The sequence below is a fragment of the Methylocystis sp. IM3 genome (genome assembly GCF_038070105.1).
Taxonomy (GTDB): domain Bacteria; phylum Pseudomonadota; class Alphaproteobacteria; order Rhizobiales; family Beijerinckiaceae; genus Methylocystis.
Genome location: NZ_JBBPBZ010000005.1, coordinates 119,195 through 143,540, shown reverse-complemented (window position 1 = coordinate 143,540; position 24,346 = coordinate 119,195). Strand labels below are relative to the sequence as shown.

Sequence of the window (24,346 nt, the reverse complement as noted above, 5' to 3'; positions counted from 1 at the left end):
ACCGGCTCCGCGCCATGGCTGAGACTCGCTCCCACATGGACGCCATCATTCTGCATCGCATAGACGCGGCTAAGAACATGCGCCGTTTCTATCGCCTTGACGTAGCGCCCGACTTATTCGGGCGTTGGTGTCTTGCCGTCGAATGGGGGCGGATCGGCCGCAGCGGACGTCTGCGCCTCATAGTCTATGAGAGCGCGGCCGAAGCTTGGGAAGCTCTTGCGCGGCAGCGGCGCGTCAAGGAGCAACGCGGCTATGTCGCCATATGACAAAGCCTTCATCAACCCCAATTCGAAGACAAGGACACAGCTCCTGGTTTCGAACGATTTCGCTAAGCCCTCTCGCGCATCGCACGCGAATGAATGGGACCGCCAAAGACGGACGCATTCGAAGCTCTCGACGGAAAGGAAACGGACTCTTTCGGAGAGCTTCGGGTTGCAGGGCGCTACCGCCCTGCCCTTCACGCTGGGGCGACGCGGCTGCCAGCGGCTTCAGATCAGCTCTTTCCCTGATAGCCTTTCGAGCTCGAGCATTGAGATTTCTGCGCCGTCCCGCGCAAAGACCTTGATGTTCGGCTCATGCTCAGCCTGTAAGGCCTTGGCCCGTTCGAGGCACGCCGTAGCCGTTTCTAGGCGCTCTGTTTCTTCATTGGGGTCTGTCCCATGCTTTATTGCATACGCCATTTCGTCCTCCTTGCGCCAAGCCATAAGGGAAGAAGTTGGGCTCTGGTCCAGCCGGGCAAGCGTTCAGGTTAGCGATTGGCTCGTCAATCGCTGCAGAAGACTGGGGAATCGCGAATGTCCGATCGCGAACGTCATGTTTGAATAGCTAACCAAATTCCTGCGAAGCTTGACGAAGTATCCCCGATCCCGCGCGGGAGCGGGAGTTGCCGCCCCCGTTTGATGAACCTGAGGGCTACAGTATGCCGCGAATGGCGGTGTCCCCACTCATTGCGAGAGCACACCCGTGGACAGGCATTTCATCCAAATCACCCGCCCGAGGTTTAGAGCAAGACCGACAAGAGCGGCCTCTGTTCGATATGCTTGCGGATAATTGCGCGAAGGTTGTCCATGGAGGCTTCGAACTGGGCCTGCCTTAGATCTCCGCGCACCATTTCATGGCGGAGGAAGACGCAGAACGTCGCGACCACGTCGGTCAGGCAATAATCCGCTACTTCGGCGAGACGACCGGCCGCAACGAAAGCCTCGACCTGACTGCCATCGACGCCTCCAATCTTCACGGGAACATTTGCGAGCGCCGCCATCTCGGCGAGGCTGGGTTTGGTCGAAGCGCCATAGGCTGAGAGCACGTCGCAAAGGTCGATGTGATCCTGACCGAAACGATGCCAATAATTCCGACGGCCGCCATTATGCAGCCCGGGCACTGGAACGCCGAGCGCGAAGGCGCGGTAGCGCAGCAACGGTAGGTCGAATCCATTGCCGCCAAAGGTCACAAGAATGGGGCCCGTCCCGCGACTATCCATCGGGAGGCTTTTAACAAAGCCGAGCAGCAGTTCGGCCTCGCTCTTTTCAGCCATCGATCGGCTGCCGATCTGGGTAACCGTCCAAGGGCCCCCGCCCTCTTCGCGCTTGGCATAGAGAGCGGCGATCGAGACGATCCGATAAAGCGGCGTTTTCAAGAAGGCGGTTGTCGGGTCCTGGCCATCGCGTGCGTAGCGCTCCCCGAGCATGCGCCTGACGTCGGCGTCGGGCGCGTCTTCCAGCTGGCCGAGCAGACGCCGGCCGACCTCAAGATCGGGAACAGCTTCAATATCGAAGACAACCAGCGCGGTCATGGATCAACCCCATGGGGAACGGCGACCCTTGCCCAAAGTAGCGGCCATGGCTTGCCAAGACCGTCAGGGAAACCGCGGCGCTGATTCTACCATTGACCCTTGGATCGACCACCTGGGCAGCGTCCCCCTCTCCAGCGTTCTATATTTGTTCGACATCCTGCGCTAGGCTTGCTGCAAGCTTTTCGATTCGGCGGCCCCATGGCGACAGTGATCATTACGGAGAAGTCCAGCCAAGCCAAGGACCTACGGGCCGCCCTGGGCGCGCGCTTCGGGCAAATTCTCCCGGCTGAGGGGCACCTCCTCCGCTTGGCCGAACCCGAGGAGGTTAATGCGGCCTGGAAGAGTTGGTCCTGCGTCGTCCTTAATCCCGAGGGGCTCTATCCGACCCGCCCTGCCACAGGGGGAAGCAAAGGGCCAAAGCTGAAAGCCATCGCCGCGGCGCTCAAGGCCTGCGACGACGTCATTCTGGCCACCGACTGCGACCGTGAGGGCCAGTTGATCGGTCAAGAAATCCTAGAACACCTCGGCTATCGCGGACGGGTGCGGCGGGCCTTGTTCACGGCGCAAGATCCGAAAACGCTGCAGCAAGCCTTCGCTCGGTTGAAGCCGAATGCAGAGATGCGCCCGCTCTACGAAGCTGCGGTGGCTCGCCAGCAGGCGGATCAGATCTTCAATCTTTCGCTCACCCGCACCGCAACGAAGACGTTGGTCCCCCCGGGCGTGCGCGGGGTCATCGGGATCGGTCGAGTGAAGACGCCGACGCTGGCGATTGTCTGCCTGCGTGAACTGGAAATCGTCAATTTCCGGCCTGAAGCCTTTTTCGAGGTTGTCGCCATCGCAACGGTCGCCACCGGCGACTTTTTGATGCGCCACGCGCCTTCCGCGAAAATGCGCATCAAGGAGCGCGCCCAGGCCGAGGCGATCGCGAAGGCTGCGGCAGGGTATCAGGGATCGCTGAGTGTCTCGGTCGAGGAGAAGCGACAAGCGCCGCCCCGTCTATTTGACCTGCCCTCCCTGCAGAAGACATGCGGCCAGCGTTGGGGATGGACAGCAGATAAGACGCTCGCCATCGCGCAGGAGCTGTATGACGGCGACGGCAAGAAATTGATCACCTATCCTCGCTCAGAGGCCCGTTACCTCAGCGAAAACCAGATCCATGACGCGGTGGCGACCGTCGCCGCGCTTACGCGCCTGCGTGGCTTTGCTCACCTGGAAATTGCTGCGCCAGTGATCCGCCGCGGGAAATCGGGCCATTTCTGCGACAAGGCGCTCGAGGGTGTTTCGCATCACGCCATCGTTCCCAATGTCAACGTTCTCGATGATCTGGAAAGCCGGTTAGTCCGCCTGAACGACGACGAAAAGCGCTTGTTCGCTTTGATTTGTCGGTCCTACTTGGCGATCATCATGCCGGACTACGAATATCGGCAGACTGTCGTCACCATGCCGGTTCCTCTGCCCGATGGGGGCTCGGCAGAGTTTCGGGCAGTCGGCCGCGTTCCGCTGCGCCTCGGCTGGAAGGCAGTCTATCAGATCGGCGAGGCGGAGCCGGACTCAGAGGCAGAGCAGACGCTGCCGCCCATCAATGACGGTGACGCCGCGACCCTGTCGGAAACGAAGGTGGAGGCGAAAAGAACCCAGCCTCCGCCTCGCTATAGCGAAGGCACGCTGGTAGACGCGATGCAAAACGCATGGCGCTTTGTCGAAGATCCAGCCTTGCGCGACCGGCTCAAGGAAGCCAAGGGCATCGGGACCCCCGCCACCCGGGCTGAAATCATCAAGGGATTGAAGCGTCAAAACTTGCTGATTGCAGAAGGCAAGCTGGTGGCGCCAAGCCCTGCGGGACTCCAACTGTTCGAGCTTCTGCGCGCTTCGGCGCCTGCGCTCGTCGATCCCGGCACAACGGCATTATGGGAGATGCGTCTCGACGAGGTTGTCACCAGGAAGGCGGATTTCCGCGCGGTGATCGACGGCATTGCCGCCGCCGCGGCGGATCTGATTGAGGCGCTCCAAAAGCGATCGAGCGCAACGATCAGTCTAGAAAATTCCACGCAAACTCGTCGATCCGGGCGGCAGCGTTATGGCGGAAAGACGAGCAATCGGTCCGAGACTAAGGGACGGAAGCCGGCTCGAACACAGCGCCGATCGACAAACCGCCGAGTAACGACACGCAATGGTCTCGCCTCAGTCGCGAACGCTGAGGACGCAAGAGCTGGAAACCGGAAAGCGCCTACCGCCAAAATGGTCGCATACGCGCAGACGATCGCGCGCACTAAGAAGACACCCTTGCCAGAGGGCTATCAGCAGGATTTTGACGCTTGTCGACGCTTTCTTGATGAACATGCGAAATGACCGGACGGCGACAGCGCAAAATTTATCGAGAAGCAGGCGCATGAGGACTCCAGATTGCAGGGTTTCGATTGCCTTTTGTGCTAGAAAACCGTCCGACTTCATTGAAGCCAGCTTCCGTCCCCTTGCGTAAAAACGCTTCGTGTTCGTGCAGGTAGCCGATGCGCCGCAGAGGTTGCGAGCCTGAGAGTTGCCCCGGGGGCCGGACATGCAGATCAGGCTCTTAAGTCCGGCGCGGGCGAAAACCGCCTCCCCTGGCATCGCCAGGACGGGTGCCGTCGCGCATCACGAGGGCAGCCGCGCCTTCTATCGTCCCTCGACCGACAGCATTCATTTGTCGCCCCGCGGTCTCTTTTGTCTCGCCACATGCGGCGCGTGTTGTAGGTGTGCGAGAATTTATGGCTTCGCTCTTCGCTGCCGGTAAAGTGCCTCTTGTAAATCCGCCCATAGAAGCCGCGCCTGTCGTCCAGGGTGACCTAACGTATCGCACCCTCACCTCATGGTCGTGCAGCGCATAGATCCCATGTTGTCGCGCCAAATCACGTAGGCTAACGGGCGGCTTGGTTGCGAGTTCTTGGAATGGCCGACGGGTCAAGGTCCATAATCAAACTTGTGCTTGAAGTCCCACATCTAACTTGCGGGGGTCCCCGCCGCCAGGCGCTGGCGGACTGTCACGACCCGAAGCCGCAGGCGGTTTCGGCCCTAGGGGCTTCCATCCTTGATGCGGTCCAGCATGACCGCCTTGCCCTTCGTGAACCGCTTCAACCAGCCCAGTGATCGTCACTCAGGGCTGGAGGGCGCATACCACGTGTGGATGGCTAGCCGAATTTCGCCGCGTGTAAGGGGCGGATGTGTTGACTGCCGTCAAAGCGGCTGGAACGCCCTGAGAACCAATGAATTAGCGCTTGGCAATGATTCTCGCGGCCCGCTGACTGACGCATCGCTTCCTGGTAATCTTTTGTTAACTCTATAATTCTTGCCAGCTCGAACGAATCGGACATAATGGCGCTAAATCCGCCGTTAGAGAGATCTTGGCGCTATTTTCTAATCGGGCAAAAAGCTCATGTTGCTTCCGGCATTCGAATTCGATGACAAGATACTCGCTCAGGGCGCGGAAATATCCAGGAAGCTTGATCAGCTTCGCCTGGAAAAGTTTCCTCCCAATGCCAAAAAGACTCTTCGATATTTTTCAATGGCCGAGGTTGCGCATTATCTTGGCGTAAGCCCCAACAATCTAAAAAGACTTCACCTCGAAAAAAAAGGTCCAGAGCCCAAGATCGCCGCCGGCGGGCGCCGGATCTATTCAGCTGAACAGATGATCGAGCTGCGGCAATATCTGGACAAGAATGGCCGATCGGATGCCAAAAAATATGTGCCGCATAGGAAACCCGGCGAGAAGCTGCAGGTTATCGCGGTTGTGAATTTCAAAGGCGGATCTGGCAAGACAACGACCGCCGCACATCTTGGCCAGCACCTCGCGTTGACGGGGCATCGGACCCTTGCCATCGACCTCGATCCGCAAGCGTCTCTTTCCGCTCTGCACGGGTTTCAGCCAGAGATAGATCGAAACCCTTCGCTGTTCGACGCCATTCGTTACGACGATGAAAGAAAGCCAATACGGAATGTCATCGCAGCCACTAATTTTCCGTATCTGGACATCATCCCTGCCAACCTTGAGCTGCAGGAATACGAATACGCCACGCCGCTCGCTATGCAAGGTTCAGCGGAAGGGAAGAGATTCTTTGCTCGGCTTGGTAACGCGCTCGCCGATGTCGATGAGCTATACGACATCGTTATCGTAGATTGCCCACCGCAACTCGGATACCTGACCTTGACGGCGCTAGCGGCAGCTACCTCAGTGCTGATCACCGTCCATCCGCAAATGCTGGACCTGATGTCGATGAGCCAGTTCCTGCTCATGCTCGGCAACATCACAAAGACTATTAAGCACGTGGGGGCCCATGTGCAAATGGACTGGCTTAGGTACCTGATCACGCGCTACGAGCCTACAGATATTCCGCAGGCGCAAATGCTTGGGTTCATGCAGTCTATGTTGGCAGAAGAAATTTTGAAAAGTCCGATGCTTAAATCCACTGCAATATCGGACGCGGGCCTCACAAAGCAGACATTGTATGAGGTCGAAAGGGCAAACTTCAATCGCGATACCTATGATCGCGCGATCGAATGCATGGACGCCGTTAATTTCGAGATTCAAGGCCTCATCCATCAAGCATGGGGCCGGCTATAATGTTGACGGCCGTAAAAACTATGGAAACACGTCTTCTTTTCAGCCAGTTAGATCCATGAGGAGGATGAACGGTGGCTCGTAAAAACCCATTCGCTAGCCTCATGGCTCACGACAGTCCCGAGGAGAAGTCTCCTGCGGTCGATTACGCGTTGAAAGGCGCGTCACGCTCTCTCCTGAGCTCTATTGACGAACTGGCCGCCAAAGCGGACAAGCTCATGGAAGGAGAGACGATTGTCGAACTCGATCCAGAGCTCATCGAGGTTTCCTTCGTAAAGGATCGACTTGATGGCGACGATCAGGAATTCAACGAACTGGTGGAAGCGATCCGCGACCGGGGGCAAGACTCTCCTATTTTAGTGCGCCCACATCCCGCTAAGACGGGCCGCTACATGATAGTATTCGGCCACCGGCGAGTCCGCGTGGCGAAGGTCCTCGGTAGGAAAGTGCGCGCGGTCGTTAAAGACTTGAAGGATCGCGAACACGTTGTTGCACAGGGCCAAGAAAACTCAGCCCGAGCCAATCTTTCTTTCATCGAAAAAGCGCTCTTTGCTTTAAATCTTTCCCGGCTTCGCTACGACGAAGATAACGCGACAATCCTCGCGGCTCTTTCGATTGACCGGGCGACGCTTTCCAAGATGCTCTCCGTGGCGAGTTTGCCAGAGGAAATTCTCCGAGCCATCGGGCCCGCAAAAGGCGTGGGCCGAGATCGTTGGTATGAGCTTAAGCTTTTACTCGAAAAGCCAGGCAATCATGATGTCGCGCGGAAGGTTATCGAGGGAGAGGGCGTATCTTGCCTCTCCAGCGACGAACGATTCAACGCGATCATAACTTGCCTCAAAAACGCGAAGTCGGCGAGCCGTCGTACGAGTCAAAAGCAGAACTGGGCTTCGGAAGACGGAGCGCTGTCCGCTGAAATGTTAGCCGAAGGCAAGCGCTACACCGTAACGCTTAAGGCAAGAGGTCCTGACGCAAAGGCGTTTGGAGAATACCTGTCTGAACACTTGGCCGATTTGTATCGAGCGTTCAGACAGGGGAAATCTAATACCGAGCGTGGAGATTGAACCGCAAAAGAAAAAGGCCCCCGAAACGTCACCGCTCCGGAAGCCCTTCTCGTATCTAAGCAATCCGAGATTCTCACTTCCGCGAATCACTGTCAAGAGTCGGCGTCCTTTCGGCGAGCAGATTTCTTTTGCCTAAGCGAGGCAAAGGATCATGCAGACACAACCAACGACGCCCTTTGGGCGGCGAACGCTGTCGCTCGCCATGGTGGCAAGCCAGGCGGCGACAAAAGAATTCGCGTCGCGCCCTGACGCGTCAGAAACTGTCGTTCACAAATGGCGGCTATTTCGCGCCTTGACGGAGGCGAAAGCTCCACTGGGTGTCACCGACCGGGCGCTGTCGGTTTTGCACGCACTGCTAAGCTTTCATCAGGAGACGGCGCTGACACTTCCCGAGAAGGATGCAAACGGCTCGGAAAGCGCGGCGGTCCCCGGGATCGTCGTCTTCCCGTCCAATAAGGAGTTGTCGATCCGCGCTCACGGAATGGCGCCGGCGACGCTGCGCCGTCATATCGCCATGTTGGTCGACGCTGGCCTGATAATCCGCCGCGACTCGCCCAACGGCAAACGCTTTGCGCGCAGAGGGCAGGGGGGCGAGATTGAAGACGCCTTCGGCTTCGATCTGACCCCGCTCATCGCGCGCGCAACGGAAATCGAAAATCTCGCCGAAGAAGTGCACACCGAGAACCGCGCGATGGCCTTGCTGCGTGAGAGGATCACCCTGGCGCGGCGCGATATCGTCAAGATGATCGAGACTGGGATGGAAGAGGGCGTTCCCGGCGACTGGGAAGCCCGCCACCGCGATTATCAGGCGCTTGCCAGCCGGCAGGCGCGCAAAATGACACGGGCAGATCTGGAGGCTTTGGCGGGGGAACTCGCCGCCCTTGCAGCTGAAATCAATAGTGCGTTGGAAAACCATATAAAAAGCCAAAATAAGAGCGCCAATGAGTCTCAGGCTGAGCGCCACATACAGAATCAAAACACTAACATTTCTGATCTTGAACCTAGCCTTCAAAAAGGCCGGGCCGAACCGTTGGGGCCAAACGGCGACGATGTGGCAGCGGGTGGGGTAAGGACGTCGGAACCTGAGAAACTGAGAGGCGAAACTTACGCCCGTCCCACGCCAACCCCCAGAACCTATCCACTGGGGATGGTGCTGCAAGCTTGTCCGGATATCGTCGATTACGCCAGGGGCGGTGAGATTTCTTCGTGGAGGGATCTCGCGACGACGGCCGCGACCGTGCGCTCAGCACTGGGCGTCTCGCCTGACGCCTGGGCGCAGGCCTTGGACGCCATGGGGGAGCATGACGCGGCAATCGTTATCGCCGCCATCCTCCAAAGGGGAGAGGAAATCAGATCCGCTGGCGGCTATCTGCGCGTTCTGACCGCCAAGGCGCGGGCAGGGGAGTTTTCACTCGGGCCGGTGTTGATGGCGCTGTTGCGAGGCAAGGCCGCAAAAGGGGCGCGCGAGCGGAAGAGGGCAGGGTGATGACGGGAGCGTGCGCCCAAAAGCCTGGGCCTTGAACTACCCCCTTAATGGTGGCATCTAAGCTCATGGAAAAGCGGCGGCCGACCTATGATCTCGAGGCCATCAAGCAGGCGATCGGGTCGGTTGATCGGCTGGCAATCACGACGTCGGCGCTGCGCGACGCTTCCGCATTGGGGTTCGATCGCGTTGCCATCGTCGAGACGATCCATAGCGTCGACCGGGGCATGTTCGTCAAGTCGATGACGACCTTTGCCGACCATCGGCTCTGGCAGGATGTCTATCACGTGCCGGTGCGGGGATTGCTGCTCTATGTGAAATTTCAGGCGGATGTGCTGACCGAGTTCACGGTCGTCTCGTTCAAGGAAAAGTGAGTGATGGCCACGAAAGACGAGCCGCTTCCCGAGATGATGATTTCTCCTGAAACCGGAGAGACGCTGGCGCGCGGCGTGCGTCCGTTTACCGTCGCCTATAAGGGCGAGAGCGTCGTCGTCAATCTGCCGGGCTATTATCCGACGGGCGAAGGCGAGGGCGTCCACATCGGCAAGGACATGGCCATCGTCGACCAGGCGCTGCGCGGTCTCAAGGAGAAGGCGGACGGCGTGCCATCGCCAGAAACGATCCGCCGCCTACGCGCCAAGCTTCAGCTATCTCAGCGCGAGGCGGGTGCGCTGTTCAAAGTCGGCGAGAACGCCTTCGACAAATATGAACGGGGCTTGGTCGAGCCGAGCGGCCCTACGATCCAGCTAATGGCGTTACTAGACCGCCATCCGGACCTCGCCGCGGAGTTGAAATAAGCGCTCACAGCCCGGCGGCCCTGGTGAGATTGGCCCTGAAGCGGTCGCGTTTGCGCTGGTAACGGCGGGTCATTTCCGGGGAGGCGTGGCCAAGGTGCCTTTGCACATGGCCTTCTTCGATTTGCGCCGAGGAGGCAAGGCCGGCGCGTAAGGAGTGACCGGAGAAGGCGCGTCGCCTTTCGCCTTCGGGCAAATCGCCGCGCCGGCCCGCGGCCAGCGCGGTCTTCTGGACGAGGCGGGCGACGTGTTTGCCGCAAAGGCGCTCGGGCGCGACGCCGCCGTTCTTGCGGGCGACGGGCCGGAACACCGGACCCCGCGTGATCCTCCCGAGCTTGAGCCAGGTTTCGAGCATAGAGACAGGGCAGGTGAGGGGAGAGGAACCGCGGCCGATCTCCACCTCACGCCAGCCAGTCTTGCCGTTGAGGGTTAAAAGCAGACCGCCGCCGTTCTGGTCGGAGCCGACGATTTCGATCCAGCCGGTTCCGTCCTCCGTCTGATCCGGCCCGCAGTCAAAGCCGACAATTTCAGAGCGTCTGAGGCCGCCGGCGAACCCGATGGCGAGAATGGCCTTGTCGCGTAACCCCCGCAGGTCGTTGTCGAGGACCGCGAGCATGGCCAGCAACTCATCGGCGAAGATCGCCTCCTTCTGGGCGGATGCCGGCCAGCACCGTCGCGATATGGGGATCGCCCGTGTCGAGCGGACGCCCGAGCTGGCGATAGCGCCAGCAGATCCCGGAGAGCCGGCGCTCCAGCGAGGAAACAGACAACGGCGGCCGACCCGGCCTGCCCTCGACACAGGCGGCGAGATAGAGACCGACGGTCTGCGGGTCCGAGGGCAGGGGGTCGAGGCCCTGCCGGCGCAGCCAGGAGGCGAATTGGCGCCAGTCGGCATCATAGGCACGCTGGGTGTTCTCCGAACGGGCGTTGCGGGCGTAGTCGCGGGCCTTTTCGGAGAGCGCCGCAAGATGGGGGGCAGGCTCGGCCAGCGCCCTGCCGCCAGTCCTGTCCTTGTCGGCTTCAGCCATTTGGTCCTCGCTTACGCCGCCGCGGGGCGGGGCTCGCGCGCGGCTGGGCTTCGAAAATCCGACGCCTCGGCGGGTTTTGAGGAGCCCAAATCGGCGCCTTTCGCCCACTCTAGCAGGGGTTTCCCTTTGTGTCCGATAAGCGCAGATTATTGGACATCAATCCCGCAAGACAAGCCCGGCGGATTGGGCCGGAAACTCCGTGACAAAGCGCCGCCATCCGGTAGGATTCTTTCCATGCAAACGCTTGATTCGACCTCCGCGACCGCGCCCGTTTGTCCCGCAAAGCGGAGGCCGCGCGCGCCTCGCGCCGTGGCGGAGCAAGTGATGCACGCCTTTGAAATACAACCACTTCCGCGCTGGACGCGACCTCAGAGCGGAGATCCTAGGGCGGCGGCCGTTTGCGCCGGCGCCGGCCTGGCGCTGTTCGACGCGTTGCTGCGCGGCGCTGACGGGGGCGAGCCGGTTTATGCCGGTTGCCTGCGCCAGCGGCTGGCGCTGCGCGCCGCCGAGTCCTGCGCGGCGCTTTGCCGGCTGCGCGAGGACGCGGCCGCCCTGCGCGACGCCGAACATCTTGCCGGCGGCGTCGAGACCAGCACTGCTGGGCGACTGCACCGACTCTTCCGGCTTTACACGTCCCTGCCGGCACGACTTGATGCGGCGATCTTGCGCACGGCGGGGCTGCTTGGATTAAATGAGGCGATCGACATCCGCGCCCTCGCGGAAGTGGCGACCACGGCGCCCGATCCGCTCACTGCGGCGGCACGGGGCAGCGCCGCGGCGATAAAGCTCTGCTCGCCCTCCACAGACGCGCAAATTTTCGCCTTCGTCGTCGCCGATTTTGCGTTAGCGCGCCGTCTCGACTGGGCGCGGCCAGTCCCTCTGCTCGCCGTCGCTATGGCCCATCCCTCCCTTAGGCGCGGGGTAGGGGGAAGGCTGCCTAGACCCTCGGACGCGGACTGGCCGGCGGCGGTCGCCTTCGCCTATGCGCTCGCGGTCGCCGAGGCGCATGCGCTCGCCCTCGATCTGGCGCGACGCGCGCAAAAGCTTCTTTCCGTCGCGCCGGTCTTGCGGGCTAAGGGCGCGCGCCGCGTCGTCGATCTGCTGCTTTGCGACGACGGCGTCACACCCGCAGCCGCCGCGGCCCGCGCGGGGATGTCGGATCGCGCCGCGCGGCGGCTGTTCGAACGCCTGGTGACGCTTGGCGCCGCCCGCGAACTCACCGGGCGTGAGACCTTCAGGATCTATGGTCTATGAGCCGCGCTAACGCCGCCCGTCTGGATCGCAATCTCTCCGACCTGCCGGAGGGGATGCGCTGGCGCGAGTGGATGCTGCGCGCCGAGGCGGCGATCTTCGCCTCGGCAAAGCCCGTTTCCCGCGAGACGCTCGCTGGGCTCGTCGGCGACGCCTGCCGGCTCGACGCGCTCCTCGCCGACATCAATGAAGAGCTGAAAGCGCGGCCTTACGAAATCGCCTTCGTGGCCGGGGGCTATCAGTTTCGCACGCGCCCCCGCCACGCCGAAACCTTGCGCGCCCTGGCCGGGACGAAGGATGCGGGGCCGCCGTCTTTCACCAAACTGGAAATGCTGGCGCTCTCGGCCATCGCCTATCAGCAGCCGGTCACCCGCGCCGAACTCTCTCGTCTCGCCGGCCACGACATCAGCCGCGACATCCTCGGCCGGCTGAAGAGCGTCCACGTCATCGCGCCCGGTCCGCGCGCCCCTCAGCCCGGCGCGCCGATTGCCTGGGTGACAACCGCCCGCTTCCTCGAAGTCTTCGCGCTCGGCAGCCTGCGCGATCTGCCCGATCTCGACGCGCTGGGCGCCGCCGGCGCCGGGGGGAGAGAAATCGATGACGAGATCGAAGGCGCCCTTGACGACGCCCTCGGGCTGTTCGAGACGCCAGGCGCGCAGGACGATGACGCACTCACTGAGACGGAGTGGGAGGCGTGACGAGACGAAACTCGATCAGCCGATGAAAGGCGCCGCCTGCCCTGTCAATTTTTCTAGACCTCGGGAGACTGCGATGCAAAGAGACCCTGCTTACGTCCGACGCCAGGTCCTTCGCATGATCGCGTCAGGCGTCGCGGTCTTCGCAGCCTGGGCGAGGGCCTTCGCGGTCGACAAGCTTGCAAAGAGCGACGTCGATTATCGAGACCGCCCGAAAGGCAGGGAGCGCTGCGACAATTGTCGGGTCTGGGTTCCGCCCGACTCCTGCAAGTCGGTAGAGGGAGACATTTCTCCGCGCGGCTGGTGCAATATCTGGCGGCAAGCAAAGATGGAGCGTTGACCCTTTTTACGGGGCGGCGATGCCGATGTACCCGCTTGCTTGGCGAATCATCGCGAGTCAGCGGCGCTTAGTGGAAAGGTTCCCCTTGTTACCGGAGACCGTCACCCCCATGCGTTACCTGCTATTGCCTTTCACAGCGCGATACATGGCCTACTCCGGCGCGCTTATCGCTGTGATGGTCTTTCTGCCGCTTTCCCTTACCGCCGCCGTGTATTGGCTTCCTTTCGGTTTGGCGGCGATCCTTGCGTCTCTGGGCACGCGTGATCTCTTGCAAACGCGGCACAGCCTCCTGCGGAATTACCCAATCGTCGGGCACATCCGATTTCTGCTTGAGGGTATTCGCCCCGAGATCCGCCAGTATTTCGCCGAGAGCGACATTGATACGCAGCCGTTCAGTCGGAGCGAGCGGACATTGGCGTTCGAGCGTTCAAAGAAGGCGAGTGACAAATTCCCCTTCGGAACAGAACTCGACGTCAACGGCCCGTCTTTCGAGTGGATCAACCACTCCATCGCGCCAAGACCAGTCGCAACGGAGGCATTCCGCACCACGGTCGGCGGGCCAAGCTGTCTCCAGCCCTATTCGATTTCGGTCTTGAACATATCCGCCATGAGCTTTGGCGCACTAAGCGCGAATGCGATCCTCGCGCTGAACCTGGGCGCACGGCGTGGCGGCTTCGCGCATGACGCCGGCGAGGGCGGATTCAGCCGCTACCATCGGCAACATGGCGGCGACATCATTTTACAGGTCGCCAGCGGCTACTTCGGTTGTCGCACCCCCGACGGCCGCTTTTCACCTGAGCGGTTCGTCGAGCTCGCCAGCGAGCCGCAGGTGAAGATGATCGAGATCAAGCTGAGCCAAGGCGCAAAACCCGGTCATGGCGGCGTGCTGCCTGCGTCCAAGGTGTCGCCGGAAATCGCCGTCGCTCGTGGGATAGCGCCCGGGCGGGATTGTATCTCGCCAGCCCGCCACTCAGAATTTTGGAGCCCCCGAGGGTTGCTGGAATACGTCGAACGCTTACGCCAGCTCGCGCGTGGCAAGCCCGTTGGGTTCAAGCTTTGCGTCGGCCATCCCTGGGAGTTTCTCGGCATCTGTAAGGCCATGCTGGAAACCGGCCTCTATCCTGATTTTATCGTCGTCGACGGCGCCGAAGGCGGAACGGGAGCGGGGCCCCTCGAATTCATTGATCATGTCGGAATGCCGCTGCGGGACGGGCTGATGTTCGTTCATAACGCGCTCGTCGGCGCGAACCTGCGGCAACACATCAAGCTTGGGGTGAGCGGCAAAATCATTACCGCTTTCGACATGGCGCGGATCATGGCGCTGGGCGCCGACTGGTGCAACTCGGCGCGGGGCTTCATGTTCGCGCTCGGCTGCATCCAATCGCTCCGCTGCCACACCGACCAGTGTCCAGTGGGCGTCGCAACCCAAGACCCGATCAGGCAGCGCGCTCTGGTCGTCTCGGAAAAAGCGAGCCGGGTCGAGTCGTTTCATCGAGAAACCGTTCTGGCGTTAGCCGAGCTGATCGCCGCCGCGGGTTTCGAGCATCCAGCAGAGCTTACACCCGGCCACATTCTCAAACGCACGGCCCTCGGCCAAGTGGAGACCTTCGAGCAGGCATACGATTTCCTCAAGCCCGGCGAACTACTTTCGGGCGTCAGGGACCCGCTGTTGAGGGACGCTTGGTCAAAGGCGCGCTCGGAGTCCTTTTCATTGGCTTAATCCCGAAAACTCCGTTTATCCGCTCTCGAGCAATCGACTATGCCCTTACCCCTTCAGGTAACCGACCGTTTGCGACAGCAGTACCTGGTGGTCATGACTCAGCCCTAAGGCGTTGGCGATGGCCTCCCGGTCGATCCAGGCTCGGATCACTGTTGCGAGCCCATTGCCTGCGGCGAACAAATAAACATTCTGGGAAATCGCGCCTGCTGCGACGGAAGCGTAACTTTCGCGAAGGGCGACCGGCACGAGTTTCAAGCGGCTGTAGTCGGCGACAAAAACCAGGTCCAAGGGCGCATCGTCGACGAAGTCCTGGTACCCCGTAATGCTTCTCAGATCGCTGGAGGCGATGAGCTGTAGCTGGTTCGCCGTGGCGTCGTAGAGGTAAGCGCCGGACGGCAGCGCGACATAAACGTCGATTTCCTGGGCGTCGAGCGCCGACGGGGCAGTTCGGTGTCCATCCGCCCGGTTCACGCCATAGGCAGCCCAAAGCAAATTCGACAGCAGCGGCAGCGGCAATTCCTGGCCCGAAAACTCGCGATCAGATCGACGCTTCGAGATCGCCTCCATCAAAGGGATGCCGCCTTCCTTTTGTGGCTCCGGCAATACGATCGTCTCCGAAGCTTCGCCTCGCGCAGGCTTGGGTCGCAGACGCCCCATCATGCCGAGCGCCAGTTTTGTTAAAGTGCTCATAGCGGCCGCCTCTCCATCTTTGCGCGCTGAGATCCTCTGGTTTGCCGATCGCCCGTTGCTTAGACGAGAGCCAGGGCCGTTAAACGCATGAGACATTACACGCGACGTCGCCGTCGCTCTGCTATTCCGCGTGACGACGGGAAGGGCTCCCGAAGGCATATTCCGGCCGTGCGAGTTCGGTCTCTTTGATGCCGTCCCGGTCAAATTGCGCTTCGTTCGGGATGCCTGATGCCTGTGCGCGATGCAGTTGCTCGCGCAGTTTACGAATAGCCTCGTAGCTCGTCTGGTGAATGAAGATACGACCTTGGTCGTCTGTCGCGAACAAAGAGATTTGCGGATCGTTGCGCACTTGCTCGAAGGCTTGGTCAAGCACGCCGAGACACTCCGCCAGCAACTGAGGATCATCGAACTGGAGATGGCGCTGGATCTCGTCCAGATGCAGGCAATGCAGCGATGGTGGATCTGTTAGCGAGTGGGAGTCACGGCCCAACTCGAAAAACACCTGAACTACCGGGAGCATGCGCGAGATCAGCTGAAAAATCCGAACGGCGTCGTCCAGGCTGCATTGAGCAAGCGACCCCGCCTCTACATTTGACGGGCTCTCATCGCGCGTTTTCCCACTGCCCAACGCCTTGACGATCTGGCTTTCGATCCAGCGCCGCACTTCGGGCGGCGCCGCGCTGATCTCCTCGGCGCTAAAGGTAAAACTGACCATGAATTCCTCCCATCTCAGCTTGAGCGTCCCGGGAATTTGAACATGAACGTGATAGAGCCATGGCCTTCTTTTAATCGGCGAAGCCAGCGTCGTCGATCGGGTCGTCGATTTCGCTTTGATTTCGCTTTGGTGACTGAACACGGCGCTGCCGCTGGTGACGATCTCGAATAGTTTCTTCAAGGCAGCCTTGGTCAAGTCTTCCGCGGCATCGTCGATGCCTGCGCGCATCCGGCAGCAGGCCAGAATGGTGAAGTCAAAGTCGGGAAAGTTTCCAGCGACACGGCGCGAGTCTCCAACAGGTCAAAGATAGGCGCGATGACGGGTTTTGCTCTTCCGACGTCGAGGAAGGAGAGGCCAGCGAGCAGGGGCCGCGTCCACAAAGGCAGAACACGGAACTGATCATTCTGCGCTCGCGGAATGGGCGGTTCGATAAAGCGTCGGTGAACAAGCTCGAAAATAAAGTCGCAGGGCGGCCTCTTAGGCCACCCGACTTCCAGCTTCGAAGCACGCTGGATGTAATCCTTCCTTGAGCGTTTGCCTCGCGTAAAAGCGGAATACGCGGAAGTTTGACGACCAATGGTGACGCGGCAATCCAGCCTTTTCCTTCAGGCGCGCGAGAAACTCCTGTTTGTCAGGCAGCATTTCCCAGACCGCAGGAAGAAACACGGCATGCCGGCCAGCGTCTTCGATAAGCAAACCGTCCTCGAATGGCTGGACTTTCGATAAGAGCTCCGCTTCGCTAGGAAAGCTTATCGATTGGAGCGGGGACAGCAGCGTCACCGACAAGGATACTTCGTGCCACTCCCCCCGCTCAAGCGGGAGAAAGCGGGAGTCTCGATAAGCGGCTCTCAACGCATTGGCGCTGATATCCTCGATCAATGGACGTCTCGCCAGTATCGCGCCGCAACACCCGCGCAGGTCTCCATTCTTGTGCAAGGTCACGAAGCAGGCCCCCGCGCGATTGAGTGCGGGCGGAATCTTGTCCAAGCCTCGAACACCGCCATTGCCGCAGATGGCGCGACGCGCGACATCATTCATCAGTTGGCCATGGCGTCGGACCGTGTCGTCGTTAGAATCGTTCGCCGCCTCTTTCTCCCAAAAGGCCCAGGCGCCGTAGCCCACGACCCGATCCCGGGGGCCAGCCGTATCGCCAGAATTGCGAAGGTCAAGCGTTCCGATGGACATGCCCTTCCGCCTGGCGACGGTGACGAGCCCTTTGACCGGCGCAGACCCGCAGGCTTGTTCAGGCGTTAGCGAAACAGGATCGAGACGTTCGATCGTGGCGCAGGTTTTTCCATCGATCCTTTGGCAAGCCTCATGGTCCAGGTAATGCGAAAGATCGGACGAAACGACTATGAGCGTTTCCGGGCCGCCCCAGAGCGCCTCTAGCAAATCAGCGACCTGGTCCCCGCTCACTCGACCGCAAATGATCGGCACAAGGCTGAAGTCGCCAAGGATGAGCTGCAAAAACGGCAGTTGCGTTTCCAGACAATGCTCCCCTTCATGAACCTCATCCGAAAGCCCGAGGGGTATGGCGTTTGACGCCCGTTCCAGCCAGCTGTGATCAATCGGAACGAGGCCGAGGGGGGTCTCATAGGCGCGCGCCCGAGTCCCCGCCATGCCGGTAAAAGCGAAGCGATGGGACGGTCCGAGCAGCACGACGCGGGAGATTTTGCCGCGCGCCTTGGCCAACAAGTGGTAAGCTGAGGCGGCCACCGGACCCGAGTAAACATAGCCCGCATGGGGCGCTATTAAAGCCTTGGGCAGGGACGAATCGAGGCCTGCGACGCGAGCGGAAGCGTTACTATGAGTGGCCTGATAAAGCTTTCCCGAGCGGGCGCCAGTCTCGTATTCGGTCTTAGCGTTTGCGAGCAGCCCGCCAACGGTCGAGTGTAACTCCAGCGGATCCGACGGGTAGAACAGGCCTGCCACCGCCGCGGGTCTGACCGCGTCCTCCCGTTGCGACTGTATCATTTAAACCCCTTTCATTCTGCGCTCTGCGTCGCCATCTAGCGGTCATGAACGCAGCAACACTTCATCCCACGTCGACGCCGGCGAGATCCGCCCGTTATTGGCATCAACTTGAGGACGACCGCATCCAATGTGATCTCTGTCCGCGTTTTTGCAAGCTGCGAGACGGTCAACGCGGGCTGTGTTTTGTAAGGGCGCGTGAAGGCAATGAGATCGTCTTAACCACTTACGGCCGGTCGTCGGGGTTCTGCATCGATCCGATCGAGAAGAAGCCGCTCAACCATTTTCTGCCCGGATCGCCCGTGCTCTCCTTCGGAACCGCAGGCTGTAATCTCACCTGCAAGTTTTGCCAGAACTGGGACATCTCCAAGGCGACCGAGTTCGATCGCCTCCAGGATGAAGCCTCTCCCCAGGCCATTGCCCAAGCGGCGAAGGAGCTGGGAGCGAAGTCGGTCGCCTTTACCTATAACGACCCCGTGATCTTCCTCGAATACGCCGTGGACGTCGCTGCCGCCTGCCACGACGCAGGGCTCAAAACCGTGGCGGTGACCGCAGGATACATCACGCCCGAAGCCCGCAAGGAACTGTTTGGCGTCATGGACGCGGCGAACATCGATCTCAAGGGCTTCTCCGAGGGCTTTTATAAGACGTTATGTTCGGCCGAACTGCGGCCCGTCCTCGAGACGCTCGAATATGTAAAGCATGAGACCCCTTGCTGGCTGGAGATTACGACGCTGCTAATCCCTGGCCAGAATGATTCTCCGGCAGAAATCGAGGCTTTAAGCAGCTGGGTCAGGGAGCGGCTTGCACCGGACACGCCTCTCCACTTTTCCGCCTTCCACCCGGACTGGCGCATGCGCGAGACTCCGCCAACACCGGCGGCAACGTTGCAAACTGCGCGGAAAATCGCTTTGGAAAACGGGCTTCGCTACGTCTACACGGGCAACGTGCGCGACGAGGCTGGCCAGAGCACTTATTGCCATAATTGCAACCAGCGTCTGATTGGCCGCGACCGGTATGACATTACGTCTTGGGCGATGACCGAAGACGGTCGCTGCTTAAGCTGCGGAGAAACTTGCGATGGCGTCTTCGAGGCGGAACCCGGGTTATGGGGCTCCCATCGCCTGCCAGTGCGGCTGGCTAATGCCAGCTACATACCTAATCCGAGATGAATTACCGACGGCATAATCTTGTCGGGGGCGGATCGTGAAGGACACCGCTGCGAAAGGAAGGAAGATGACGATAGACGACAGTCGATTCGGCAGCATCACGGTCGACGGCAAGACGTATGAACATGACGTCATCATTCGTCTCTCGGGCGACATCGAAAAACGGAAAAAGAAGCTGTCGAAGGAAAAGTACGGGACCTCGCACATCATATCCAAAGATGAGGCCAAGTTCGTCTACGAAGATGGTTGCGAAATCGTGATTGTTGGAACAGGCCAACAAGACAACGTACGCCTTTCTCCAGAGGCGAGCGAATATTTGAGTAAAAAAGGTTGCAACGTCGTGCTCCAGCCGACGCCTGAAGCCATTCATTCGTTCAACGAGACACGCAAGAGAAAGGTCGGCCTCATGCATGTGACCTGCTGACGGCGAGCGGGTGAGGATCCTTTCGCTGCGAGGCTTCTTTTCGTCCCCCGAGCGCGGCGGTCCATGATGAAAAACGAACTTTTGAATGTCGAAACCCGTTGCGAGGGATGGACCACCCTTTCGGTGGCAGGCATTCGATTGCCCAACGGACAAATCCTCCAGCGAGAGGTCGAGGATCACGGCGTCGCCGTAGCGGTGCTCGCCTTTGATCCCGAGCGAAAAACCGCCATCCTGGTTAGACAATTCAGAGCGCCACCATTCCTGACGACGAGGCAGGAGTATACTCTGGAAGTGATCGCCGGCCTCGTCGAGGATTCGGACAGCGTCGCATCGGCGCGGCGCGAGGCGCTCGAAGAAGCCGGGCTTCATTTACGTTCGCTCGAACGCATCGGCGCCGTTTGGACAATACCTGGCGTCTCAACCGAACGAATGACCCTCTACCTTGCGGCTTACCAGCCGTCTGATCGCATCGCAAAATGGGGCGGGGTCGTGACTGAACATGAAGACATTACGGTTATCGAGATGGAGTTGAGCGCCCTCGCAGCGTTGATGGAGTCGGCTGAGCTCGTCGACATGAAAACGATGGGCGCTGACGCAAGCCCTAAAATTGCGTCGCCCTGAACTGTTTGTATAATGGAATGTCGGCGTTGGCTAAAATCACGATAAATCTGGACATCGCCTCGTGGAGATGATTGCGTTCGTTGCGCCGGTGATTCTGGTGCTCGGCGCCGGGCTGTTCGCGGCCGGCGCACTGTCATTCCTGGATATCCATTTCTTCGAGAAGAAGCTGGCCGAAAGAGCGGCCCTCGCCGGCGGTCTGTCGCTCCTTTTCTTGGCCGAACTCATTTTCGCGTCAAGCGACATGAGCATGCGCTTTCTCAATGGGCAGCGGAGCGATGTTCTCGAGTGTCGGCTCGATCTGGAGACGGCCCTGCCCGAGGAACGGCATAAAGATAGCCGCGTCATGCAGGTCAAAATCATCGATTGCATGAAAAAGTTTGGCTATGAATGGGATCCTCACAACGCACGGTGCAAGGAGGGGCCGGTCGCAACCAACCCGTTTTGTTACCTGCCTACCCGCGGTTTTGATCGAGCCGTGACCAAGCTGTTAATGATGCTGGGCTGAGCGCCAGACCTGGCCAGGGCCTGTCGCCGGACGCGATCAAGCCAGCCTGACCAAACAGCCGCGACCTTCGTAATTTTGGGCGTTGGTCCTTTAGATTTAGAGAGCGGACAAATGCCCAACCACCATGAACAGATTTTCTAGGCAAACTCGATAGCATGGCAATTAGCCGTGCTAGACAGCGTGAGTGGCGAGGCCTGCTCGGCGCATACACCAATTTTCTCCGCACAAGCCATGAATCTGGAACATATTCACAATAGGCGTTGAATTCCTCGGTGGGGCAGGTCACAGGCGCTACCATGTGCGACTGCAGGCAGTGGGTACGACGCCGGGGGCGTCTGGTCGATTGTCTGCACTTGAGCGACCGCAACGAAACTTTCTGTTCCCATTGGAGACTAACTTGCGATTCTGTAACGCGATAGCGAACCTGTCCTATTCCATCTGCGCCCTCGCGCTGAGCGTGACGTTTCCTTCGCACTCTAGGGGCGAAGAGTCGCTTGACCGCGTAAGCCATGTTCTTATCGTCTACATGGAGAACCACCGCTTCGACAACCTGTTTGGGGAATATCCCGGCGCCGATGGCATCGCGAATCTGGGGGCTCATGCAAAGCAGAGCGATAAGAAAGGCAAGCCATACGAATATTTGCCTCCAGCGAAGGACCCTTTCACTGGGGCAGATAATCCCACGTCGTTACGAGCGGTCGAAGCGTTGGTTGGTTTGCCGAACGGGCCATTTCGAATTGATGGCGTTCTCCCTGGGGTCTCCATTGCAACCGTAGTCAGAGACCTTCGCCATCGTTTTTACACTCACCGTGCACAAATCCACGGCGGCGAGATGGACCAATACGCCGCTTGGTCTGATGCAGGTGCGCTGGTGATGGGCCATTACAGCAAAGAGGCACTGGAGAGCACGCCTCTTTGGCGCTTGGCGCATAAGGGCGTTTTGATGGATCACTTTTTCCAAGGCGCGTTCGGCGGTTCGTTCCTAAATCATTTTTGGCTGATCTGCGGCTGCTCTCCAGCATGGCCCGACGCACATGATGATCTACGGTCGCATCTCGATGAAAACGGCGCCCCCATCGAAGGTCCGAAAGGCGATAACATCGTCACCGCCAGGCCAGACGACTGGGCAGTCAACACTGTTCAGTCCATCTTCTTTAATGATGGAAAACAAGGCGAAATTCTGCTACCGGGCCAAAACGCCCCGACCATCGGCGACATGTTGACAGCGAAGGGAGTTGATTGGCGCTGGTACGCGGGCGGATGGGACTTGGCGATAACCCAAAAGCGCAACGTGGAGCAAGACGACATGCTCCTCAATGTATTCCGGTTCCAATGGCATCATCAGCCCTTCGCGTACTTCGAGCGCTTCAGTCCAGACACTGAAAAAGGCCGCGCAGAACGCAATCTGCACCTGAAAGGAGAGGCCGCGCTGGAGGAAGACATCGTCAATGATAAATTGCCGCCTGTGGCCTTCTACAAGCCAACCGGCAATTTGAATGAGCATCCCGGCTACGCTGGAATAATTAGCGGTGCGGAGCACATAGAGCGCATTCTGCACCTATTGGAGCAGAGTCCAAGCAAGAACAGCTTCGCAATGATCATAGTTTATGATGAGTACGGCGGGTTCTGGGATCACGTTCCCCCTCCGAAAGCGTCCAGCGTCAAGTGGAAGGCCGACGCTTTTGACCCGGGCTCGCGCATTCCGGCAATTTTGATTTCTCCGCTTGCGCCTAAAGACGTGGTCGACTCTACGCAGTATGATACGACCGCGGTAATCAAGCTCATTCAGGACTGCTTCCACTTGGATCATCTTCCAAGCTGTCGCGTGAACGCTCAAAGCTCAATGGCCAAACTTTTTACTTCTGGCGCGAGTCCCACACACGTCGGTGAGCTCGATGTCTCAGAGCACCAATTCGAGCCTCCGAAGTTCTGCAAATGAGCAGACGGTTCTGTCTCGGCCGCGGTCGCGCGGCCGAACGAGGCCGTCAATCACGAGATGATTTCTGCCAAAAATGCTTTTTCATAAGAATGCGACCAATTTGGTCCGTTTATCTTTTGGCCAAAAAGGCACGTGCAAAATTCACCCGCGTTGCCTCGCGACCTTTCCCGCTCAGCGAGGATCCGAATGTCGCTCGATCAGGCCTTAGGAATGGACGGACCACATTCGGCCTGTGGTCGCTCGCTCAGGCGGGGATGCGCGAGATCCCCGCGCTGACGACCTACGCCCTGCAGGTCTCGCCGCAGAACCGCAGCTGACAAGCGGGCGGCCGTAATACCAACGGTCTTGCCGACTGACTCATGGGAGGATTCCTCTGAGGAGATTTTTCTGACTCATTAGGCGCGAAGGAGATTCGCGCCATGCCAGCGGCAGTGAGATTACGAGAGGATTTCTCGGCGGATGAGCCGCGGGGCTTGGCCCGGCGCTCGAAGGACGTCAGTCAAAGCCGGCGACTGTTGGCGCTGGCGGCGGTCCGCGACGGTAAGGACCGGGCCGAAGCCGCCAGGATCGGCGGCATGGACCGGCAAACCTTGCGCGACTGGGTTCATCGCTTCAACGCCGGCGGCCCGGAAGGGCTCTTCGACCATTGGACGAACGGCCCCAAGCCTCGCCTTTCCTCGGAGCAACTGGCTGAGTTTGCCAGGATCGTCGAAGCCGGGCCGGATCGCGAGCAGGATGGCGGTGTGCGCTGGCGCCGCGTCGATCTCCGGCGCGTGATCAAGGAACGCTTTGAAATCGACTTTCACGAGCGCTATGTCGGAACGCTTTTGAAGAAGCTGGGCTTCTCCCACATCAGCGCACGACCGCGCCATCCGGCGCAAGATGAGGGGACCGTCGAAGCCTATAAAAAAACTTCGAAGCGACGCTGAGTGCGCATGTGGCCCATTTGCCGCCGAAGACGCCCATTGAAATCTGGTTCCAAGACGAAGCGCGCATCGGGCAGAAGAACGGCCTTGTTCGTCAATGGGCGAGACGTGGGACGCGGCCGCGTCAGCCCGCCGATCAGCGCTATGAAAACGCCTATCTCTTTGGCGCGATCTGCCCGGCCAAGGGCAAGGGGGCAGCGCTGGCGCTGCCGCGTGTCGATACCGAGATGATGCAGCTTCACATCGAGGAGATATCCCGCCATGTCGCAAAGGGCGCGCATGCTGTGCTGCTGCTCGACCGCGCCGGATGGCATACGACGACAAAGCTCGTCATGCCCAGGAACATCACGCCGATCCTGTTGCCGTCGCGGGCGCCGGAGCTCAATCCGGTAGAGAACATCTGGCAGTATCTGCGCCAGAACTGGCTCTCCAACCGTGTCTTCGACGATTACGACGCCATTATCGACGCCACTTGCGACGCATGGCGAAGGCTTATCGCCCAGCCCGAAACAATCACATCAATCGGGATGCGCGACTGGGCTCATATCGGTCATACCTCATAGCCGCTGGTATAACGCTTCCAGACAAACACGCTTCCCGAGGCAGAGAGCCGGAAATGAAGGTGATG

The 24,346-nt window shown here is 59.7% G+C and carries 22 protein-coding genes and 1 pseudogene; 17 read left to right on the top strand and 6 right to left on the bottom strand.

Annotation, left to right across the window (positions count from 1 at the left end):
• Positions 1–14 precede the first annotated feature (14 nt).
• A complete protein-coding gene (locus WOC76_RS22545) occupies positions 15–266 on the top strand; it encodes a WGR domain-containing protein (RefSeq protein ID WP_341103540.1) in 252 nt (83 codons plus the stop codon).
• Between the two features lie 222 nt (positions 267–488).
• On the opposite strand, the gene WOC76_RS22540 is transcribed toward WOC76_RS22545, so the two are convergent.
• Both WOC76_RS22540 and WOC76_RS22535 read right to left on the bottom strand, forming a co-directional pair.
• Positions 489–680, bottom strand: coding sequence for a hypothetical protein (locus tag WOC76_RS22540; protein WP_341390145.1), 192 nt, complete (start codon positions 678–680; stop codon positions 489–491).
• Between the two features lie 320 nt (positions 681–1,000).
• Positions 1,001–1,792: a 3'-5' exonuclease gene (locus WOC76_RS22535; protein ID WP_341103537.1), complete on the bottom strand. Its 792-nt coding sequence runs from the start codon at positions 1,790–1,792 to the stop codon at positions 1,001–1,003.
• A 198-nt stretch (positions 1,793–1,990) separates the two neighbouring features.
• Between WOC76_RS22535 and WOC76_RS22530 the strand changes: the two genes are divergently transcribed.
• The 6 genes from WOC76_RS22530 (at position 1,991) to WOC76_RS22505 (ending at position 9,727) form a co-directional block, all read left to right on the top strand.
• A complete protein-coding gene (locus WOC76_RS22530) occupies positions 1,991–4,141 on the top strand; it encodes a DNA topoisomerase (RefSeq protein ID WP_341103536.1) in 2,151 nt (716 codons plus the stop codon).
• Positions 4,142–5,201: 1,060 nt separating this feature from the next.
• Entirely contained in the window at positions 5,202–6,386 is a 1,185-nt protein-coding gene (gene repA / locus WOC76_RS22525) for a plasmid partitioning protein RepA (RefSeq protein WP_341103533.1), read from the top strand.
• A 71-nt stretch (positions 6,387–6,457) separates the two neighbouring features.
• Positions 6,458–7,447 (top strand): plasmid partitioning protein RepB, encoded by a 990-nt coding sequence (gene repB / locus WOC76_RS22520; protein WP_341103530.1) that lies wholly within the window; start codon positions 6,458–6,460, stop codon positions 7,445–7,447.
• Between the two features lie 151 nt (positions 7,448–7,598).
• Positions 7,599–8,933 carry a plasmid replication protein RepC gene (gene repC / locus WOC76_RS22515; RefSeq protein WP_341103528.1) on the top strand — a complete coding sequence of 445 codons (1,335 nt, stop codon included), beginning with the start codon at positions 7,599–7,601 and terminating at the stop codon, positions 8,931–8,933.
• 65 nt (positions 8,934–8,998) lie between these two features.
• On the top strand, positions 8,999–9,304 hold the full coding sequence (locus WOC76_RS22510) for a type II toxin-antitoxin system MqsR family toxin (RefSeq protein WP_341103527.1): 306 nt from the start codon (positions 8,999–9,001) through the stop codon (positions 9,302–9,304).
• A 3-nt stretch (positions 9,305–9,307) separates the two neighbouring features.
• Positions 9,308–9,727: a type II toxin-antitoxin system MqsA family antitoxin gene (locus WOC76_RS22505; protein WP_341103621.1), complete on the top strand. Its 420-nt coding sequence runs from the start codon at positions 9,308–9,310 to the stop codon at positions 9,725–9,727.
• 4 nt (positions 9,728–9,731) lie between these two features.
• Here the strand turns inward: WOC76_RS22505 and WOC76_RS22500 are convergent.
• Positions 9,732–10,752 (bottom strand): annotated as a pseudogene (locus WOC76_RS22500) (tyrosine-type recombinase/integrase).
• Between the two features lie 324 nt (positions 10,753–11,076).
• Between WOC76_RS22500 and WOC76_RS22495 the strand changes: the two are divergent.
• From WOC76_RS22495 to WOC76_RS22480, 4 genes are all read left to right on the top strand, one after another.
• Positions 11,077–12,006, top strand: coding sequence for a DUF1403 family protein (locus tag WOC76_RS22495; protein ID WP_341103524.1), 930 nt, complete (start codon positions 11,077–11,079; stop codon positions 12,004–12,006).
• Positions 12,003–12,701 carry an SMC-Scp complex subunit ScpB gene (scpB, locus tag WOC76_RS22490; protein WP_341431607.1) on the top strand — a complete coding sequence of 233 codons (699 nt, stop codon included), beginning with the start codon at positions 12,003–12,005 and terminating at the stop codon, positions 12,699–12,701. The genes WOC76_RS22495 and scpB overlap by 4 nt, the downstream gene beginning before the upstream one ends.
• Before the next feature lie 73 nt (positions 12,702–12,774).
• The gene (locus WOC76_RS22485; RefSeq protein WP_341431606.1) at positions 12,775–13,038 is read left to right on the top strand and encodes a hypothetical protein; all 264 of its coding nucleotides are present in this window, start codon (positions 12,775–12,777) and stop codon (positions 13,036–13,038) included.
• Positions 13,039–13,147: 109 nt separating this feature from the next.
• Entirely contained in the window at positions 13,148–14,758 is a 1,611-nt protein-coding gene (locus WOC76_RS22480) for an FMN-binding glutamate synthase family protein (RefSeq protein WP_341103620.1), read from the top strand.
• Positions 14,759–14,803: 45 nt separating this feature from the next.
• Here WOC76_RS22480 and WOC76_RS22475 read toward each other — a convergent pair whose 3' ends face one another.
• The 3 genes from WOC76_RS22475 to amrB form a co-directional block, all read right to left on the bottom strand.
• Positions 14,804–15,448 (bottom strand): SagB/ThcOx family dehydrogenase, encoded by a 645-nt coding sequence (locus WOC76_RS22475; RefSeq protein ID WP_341103521.1) that lies wholly within the window; start codon positions 15,446–15,448, stop codon positions 14,804–14,806.
• A 121-nt stretch (positions 15,449–15,569) separates the two neighbouring features.
• On the bottom strand, positions 15,570–16,391 hold the full coding sequence (locus tag WOC76_RS22470) for a hypothetical protein (RefSeq protein ID WP_341103519.1): 822 nt from the start codon (positions 16,389–16,391) through the stop codon (positions 15,570–15,572).
• Positions 16,392–16,640: 249 nt separating this feature from the next.
• Positions 16,641–18,137 (bottom strand): AmmeMemoRadiSam system protein B, encoded by a 1,497-nt coding sequence (gene amrB, locus WOC76_RS22465; protein WP_341431605.1) that lies wholly within the window; start codon positions 18,135–18,137, stop codon positions 16,641–16,643.
• Positions 18,138–18,181: 44 nt separating this feature from the next.
• Here amrB and amrS point away from each other — a divergent pair, with 44 nt between their 5' ends.
• From amrS to WOC76_RS22435, 6 genes are all read left to right on the top strand, one after another.
• A complete protein-coding gene (amrS, locus tag WOC76_RS22460; RefSeq protein ID WP_341103516.1) occupies positions 18,182–19,306 on the top strand; it encodes an AmmeMemoRadiSam system radical SAM enzyme in 1,125 nt (374 codons plus the stop codon).
• 34 nt (positions 19,307–19,340) lie between these two features.
• Positions 19,341–19,727: an Mth938-like domain-containing protein gene (locus tag WOC76_RS22455; RefSeq protein WP_341103514.1), complete on the top strand. Its 387-nt coding sequence runs from the start codon at positions 19,341–19,343 to the stop codon at positions 19,725–19,727.
• Between the two features lie 66 nt (positions 19,728–19,793).
• On the top strand, positions 19,794–20,348 hold the full coding sequence (locus tag WOC76_RS22450; RefSeq protein WP_341431604.1) for an NUDIX hydrolase: 555 nt from the start codon (positions 19,794–19,796) through the stop codon (positions 20,346–20,348).
• 61 nt (positions 20,349–20,409) lie between these two features.
• Positions 20,410–20,853, top strand: coding sequence for a hypothetical protein (locus WOC76_RS22445; RefSeq protein ID WP_341103510.1), 444 nt, complete (start codon positions 20,410–20,412; stop codon positions 20,851–20,853).
• A gap of 397 nt (positions 20,854–21,250) precedes the next feature.
• On the top strand, positions 21,251–22,792 hold the full coding sequence (locus WOC76_RS22440; RefSeq protein ID WP_341103508.1) for an alkaline phosphatase family protein: 1,542 nt from the start codon (positions 21,251–21,253) through the stop codon (positions 22,790–22,792).
• A gap of 419 nt (positions 22,793–23,211) precedes the next feature.
• A protein-coding gene (locus tag WOC76_RS22435) for an IS630 family transposase (protein WP_341103506.1) occupies positions 23,212–24,281 on the top strand; the annotation gives its coding sequence in 2 pieces (ribosomal slippage) (positions 23,212–23,698 and positions 23,698–24,281; 1,071 coding nt in all).
• The last annotated feature ends 65 nt before the right edge of the window (positions 24,282–24,346 follow it).

Excerpts from the sequence above, each read along its gene's own strand:
- WOC76_RS22530 (WP_341103536.1), top strand. The coding sequence starts at position 1,991 with ATGGCGACAGTGATCATTACGGAGAAGTCCAGCCAAGCCAAGGACCTA.
- WOC76_RS22480 (WP_341103620.1), top strand. The coding sequence starts at position 13,148 with ATGCGTTACCTGCTATTGCCTTTCACAGCGCGATACATGGCCTACTCC.
- WOC76_RS22540 (WP_341390145.1), bottom strand. The coding sequence starts at position 680 with ATGGCGTATGCAATAAAGCATGGGACAGACCCCAATGAAGAAACAGAG.
- WOC76_RS22485 (WP_341431606.1), top strand. The coding sequence starts at position 12,775 with ATGCAAAGAGACCCTGCTTACGTCCGACGCCAGGTCCTTCGCATGATC.
- WOC76_RS22535 (WP_341103537.1), bottom strand. The coding sequence starts at position 1,792 with ATGACCGCGCTGGTTGTCTTCGATATTGAAGCTGTTCCCGATCTTGAG.
- amrS (WP_341103516.1), top strand. The coding sequence starts at position 18,182 with ATGAACGCAGCAACACTTCATCCCACGTCGACGCCGGCGAGATCCGCC.
- WOC76_RS22495 (WP_341103524.1), top strand. The coding sequence starts at position 11,077 with ATGCACGCCTTTGAAATACAACCACTTCCGCGCTGGACGCGACCTCAG.
- scpB (WP_341431607.1), top strand. The coding sequence starts at position 12,003 with ATGAGCCGCGCTAACGCCGCCCGTCTGGATCGCAATCTCTCCGACCTG.
- WOC76_RS22450 (WP_341431604.1), top strand. The coding sequence starts at position 19,794 with ATGAAAAACGAACTTTTGAATGTCGAAACCCGTTGCGAGGGATGGACC.
- WOC76_RS22475 (WP_341103521.1), bottom strand. The coding sequence starts at position 15,448 with ATGAGCACTTTAACAAAACTGGCGCTCGGCATGATGGGGCGTCTGCGA.
- WOC76_RS22505 (WP_341103621.1), top strand. The coding sequence starts at position 9,308 with ATGGCCACGAAAGACGAGCCGCTTCCCGAGATGATGATTTCTCCTGAA.
- repA (WP_341103533.1), top strand. The coding sequence starts at position 5,202 with ATGTTGCTTCCGGCATTCGAATTCGATGACAAGATACTCGCTCAGGGC.
- WOC76_RS22470 (WP_341103519.1), bottom strand. The coding sequence starts at position 16,391 with ATGCGCGCAGGCATCGACGATGCCGCGGAAGACTTGACCAAGGCTGCC.
- WOC76_RS22510 (WP_341103527.1), top strand. The coding sequence starts at position 8,999 with ATGGAAAAGCGGCGGCCGACCTATGATCTCGAGGCCATCAAGCAGGCG.
- WOC76_RS22545 (WP_341103540.1), top strand. The coding sequence starts at position 15 with ATGGCTGAGACTCGCTCCCACATGGACGCCATCATTCTGCATCGCATA.
- amrB (WP_341431605.1), bottom strand. The coding sequence starts at position 18,137 with ATGATACAGTCGCAACGGGAGGACGCGGTCAGACCCGCGGCGGTGGCA.
- repC (WP_341103528.1), top strand. The coding sequence starts at position 7,599 with ATGCAGACACAACCAACGACGCCCTTTGGGCGGCGAACGCTGTCGCTC.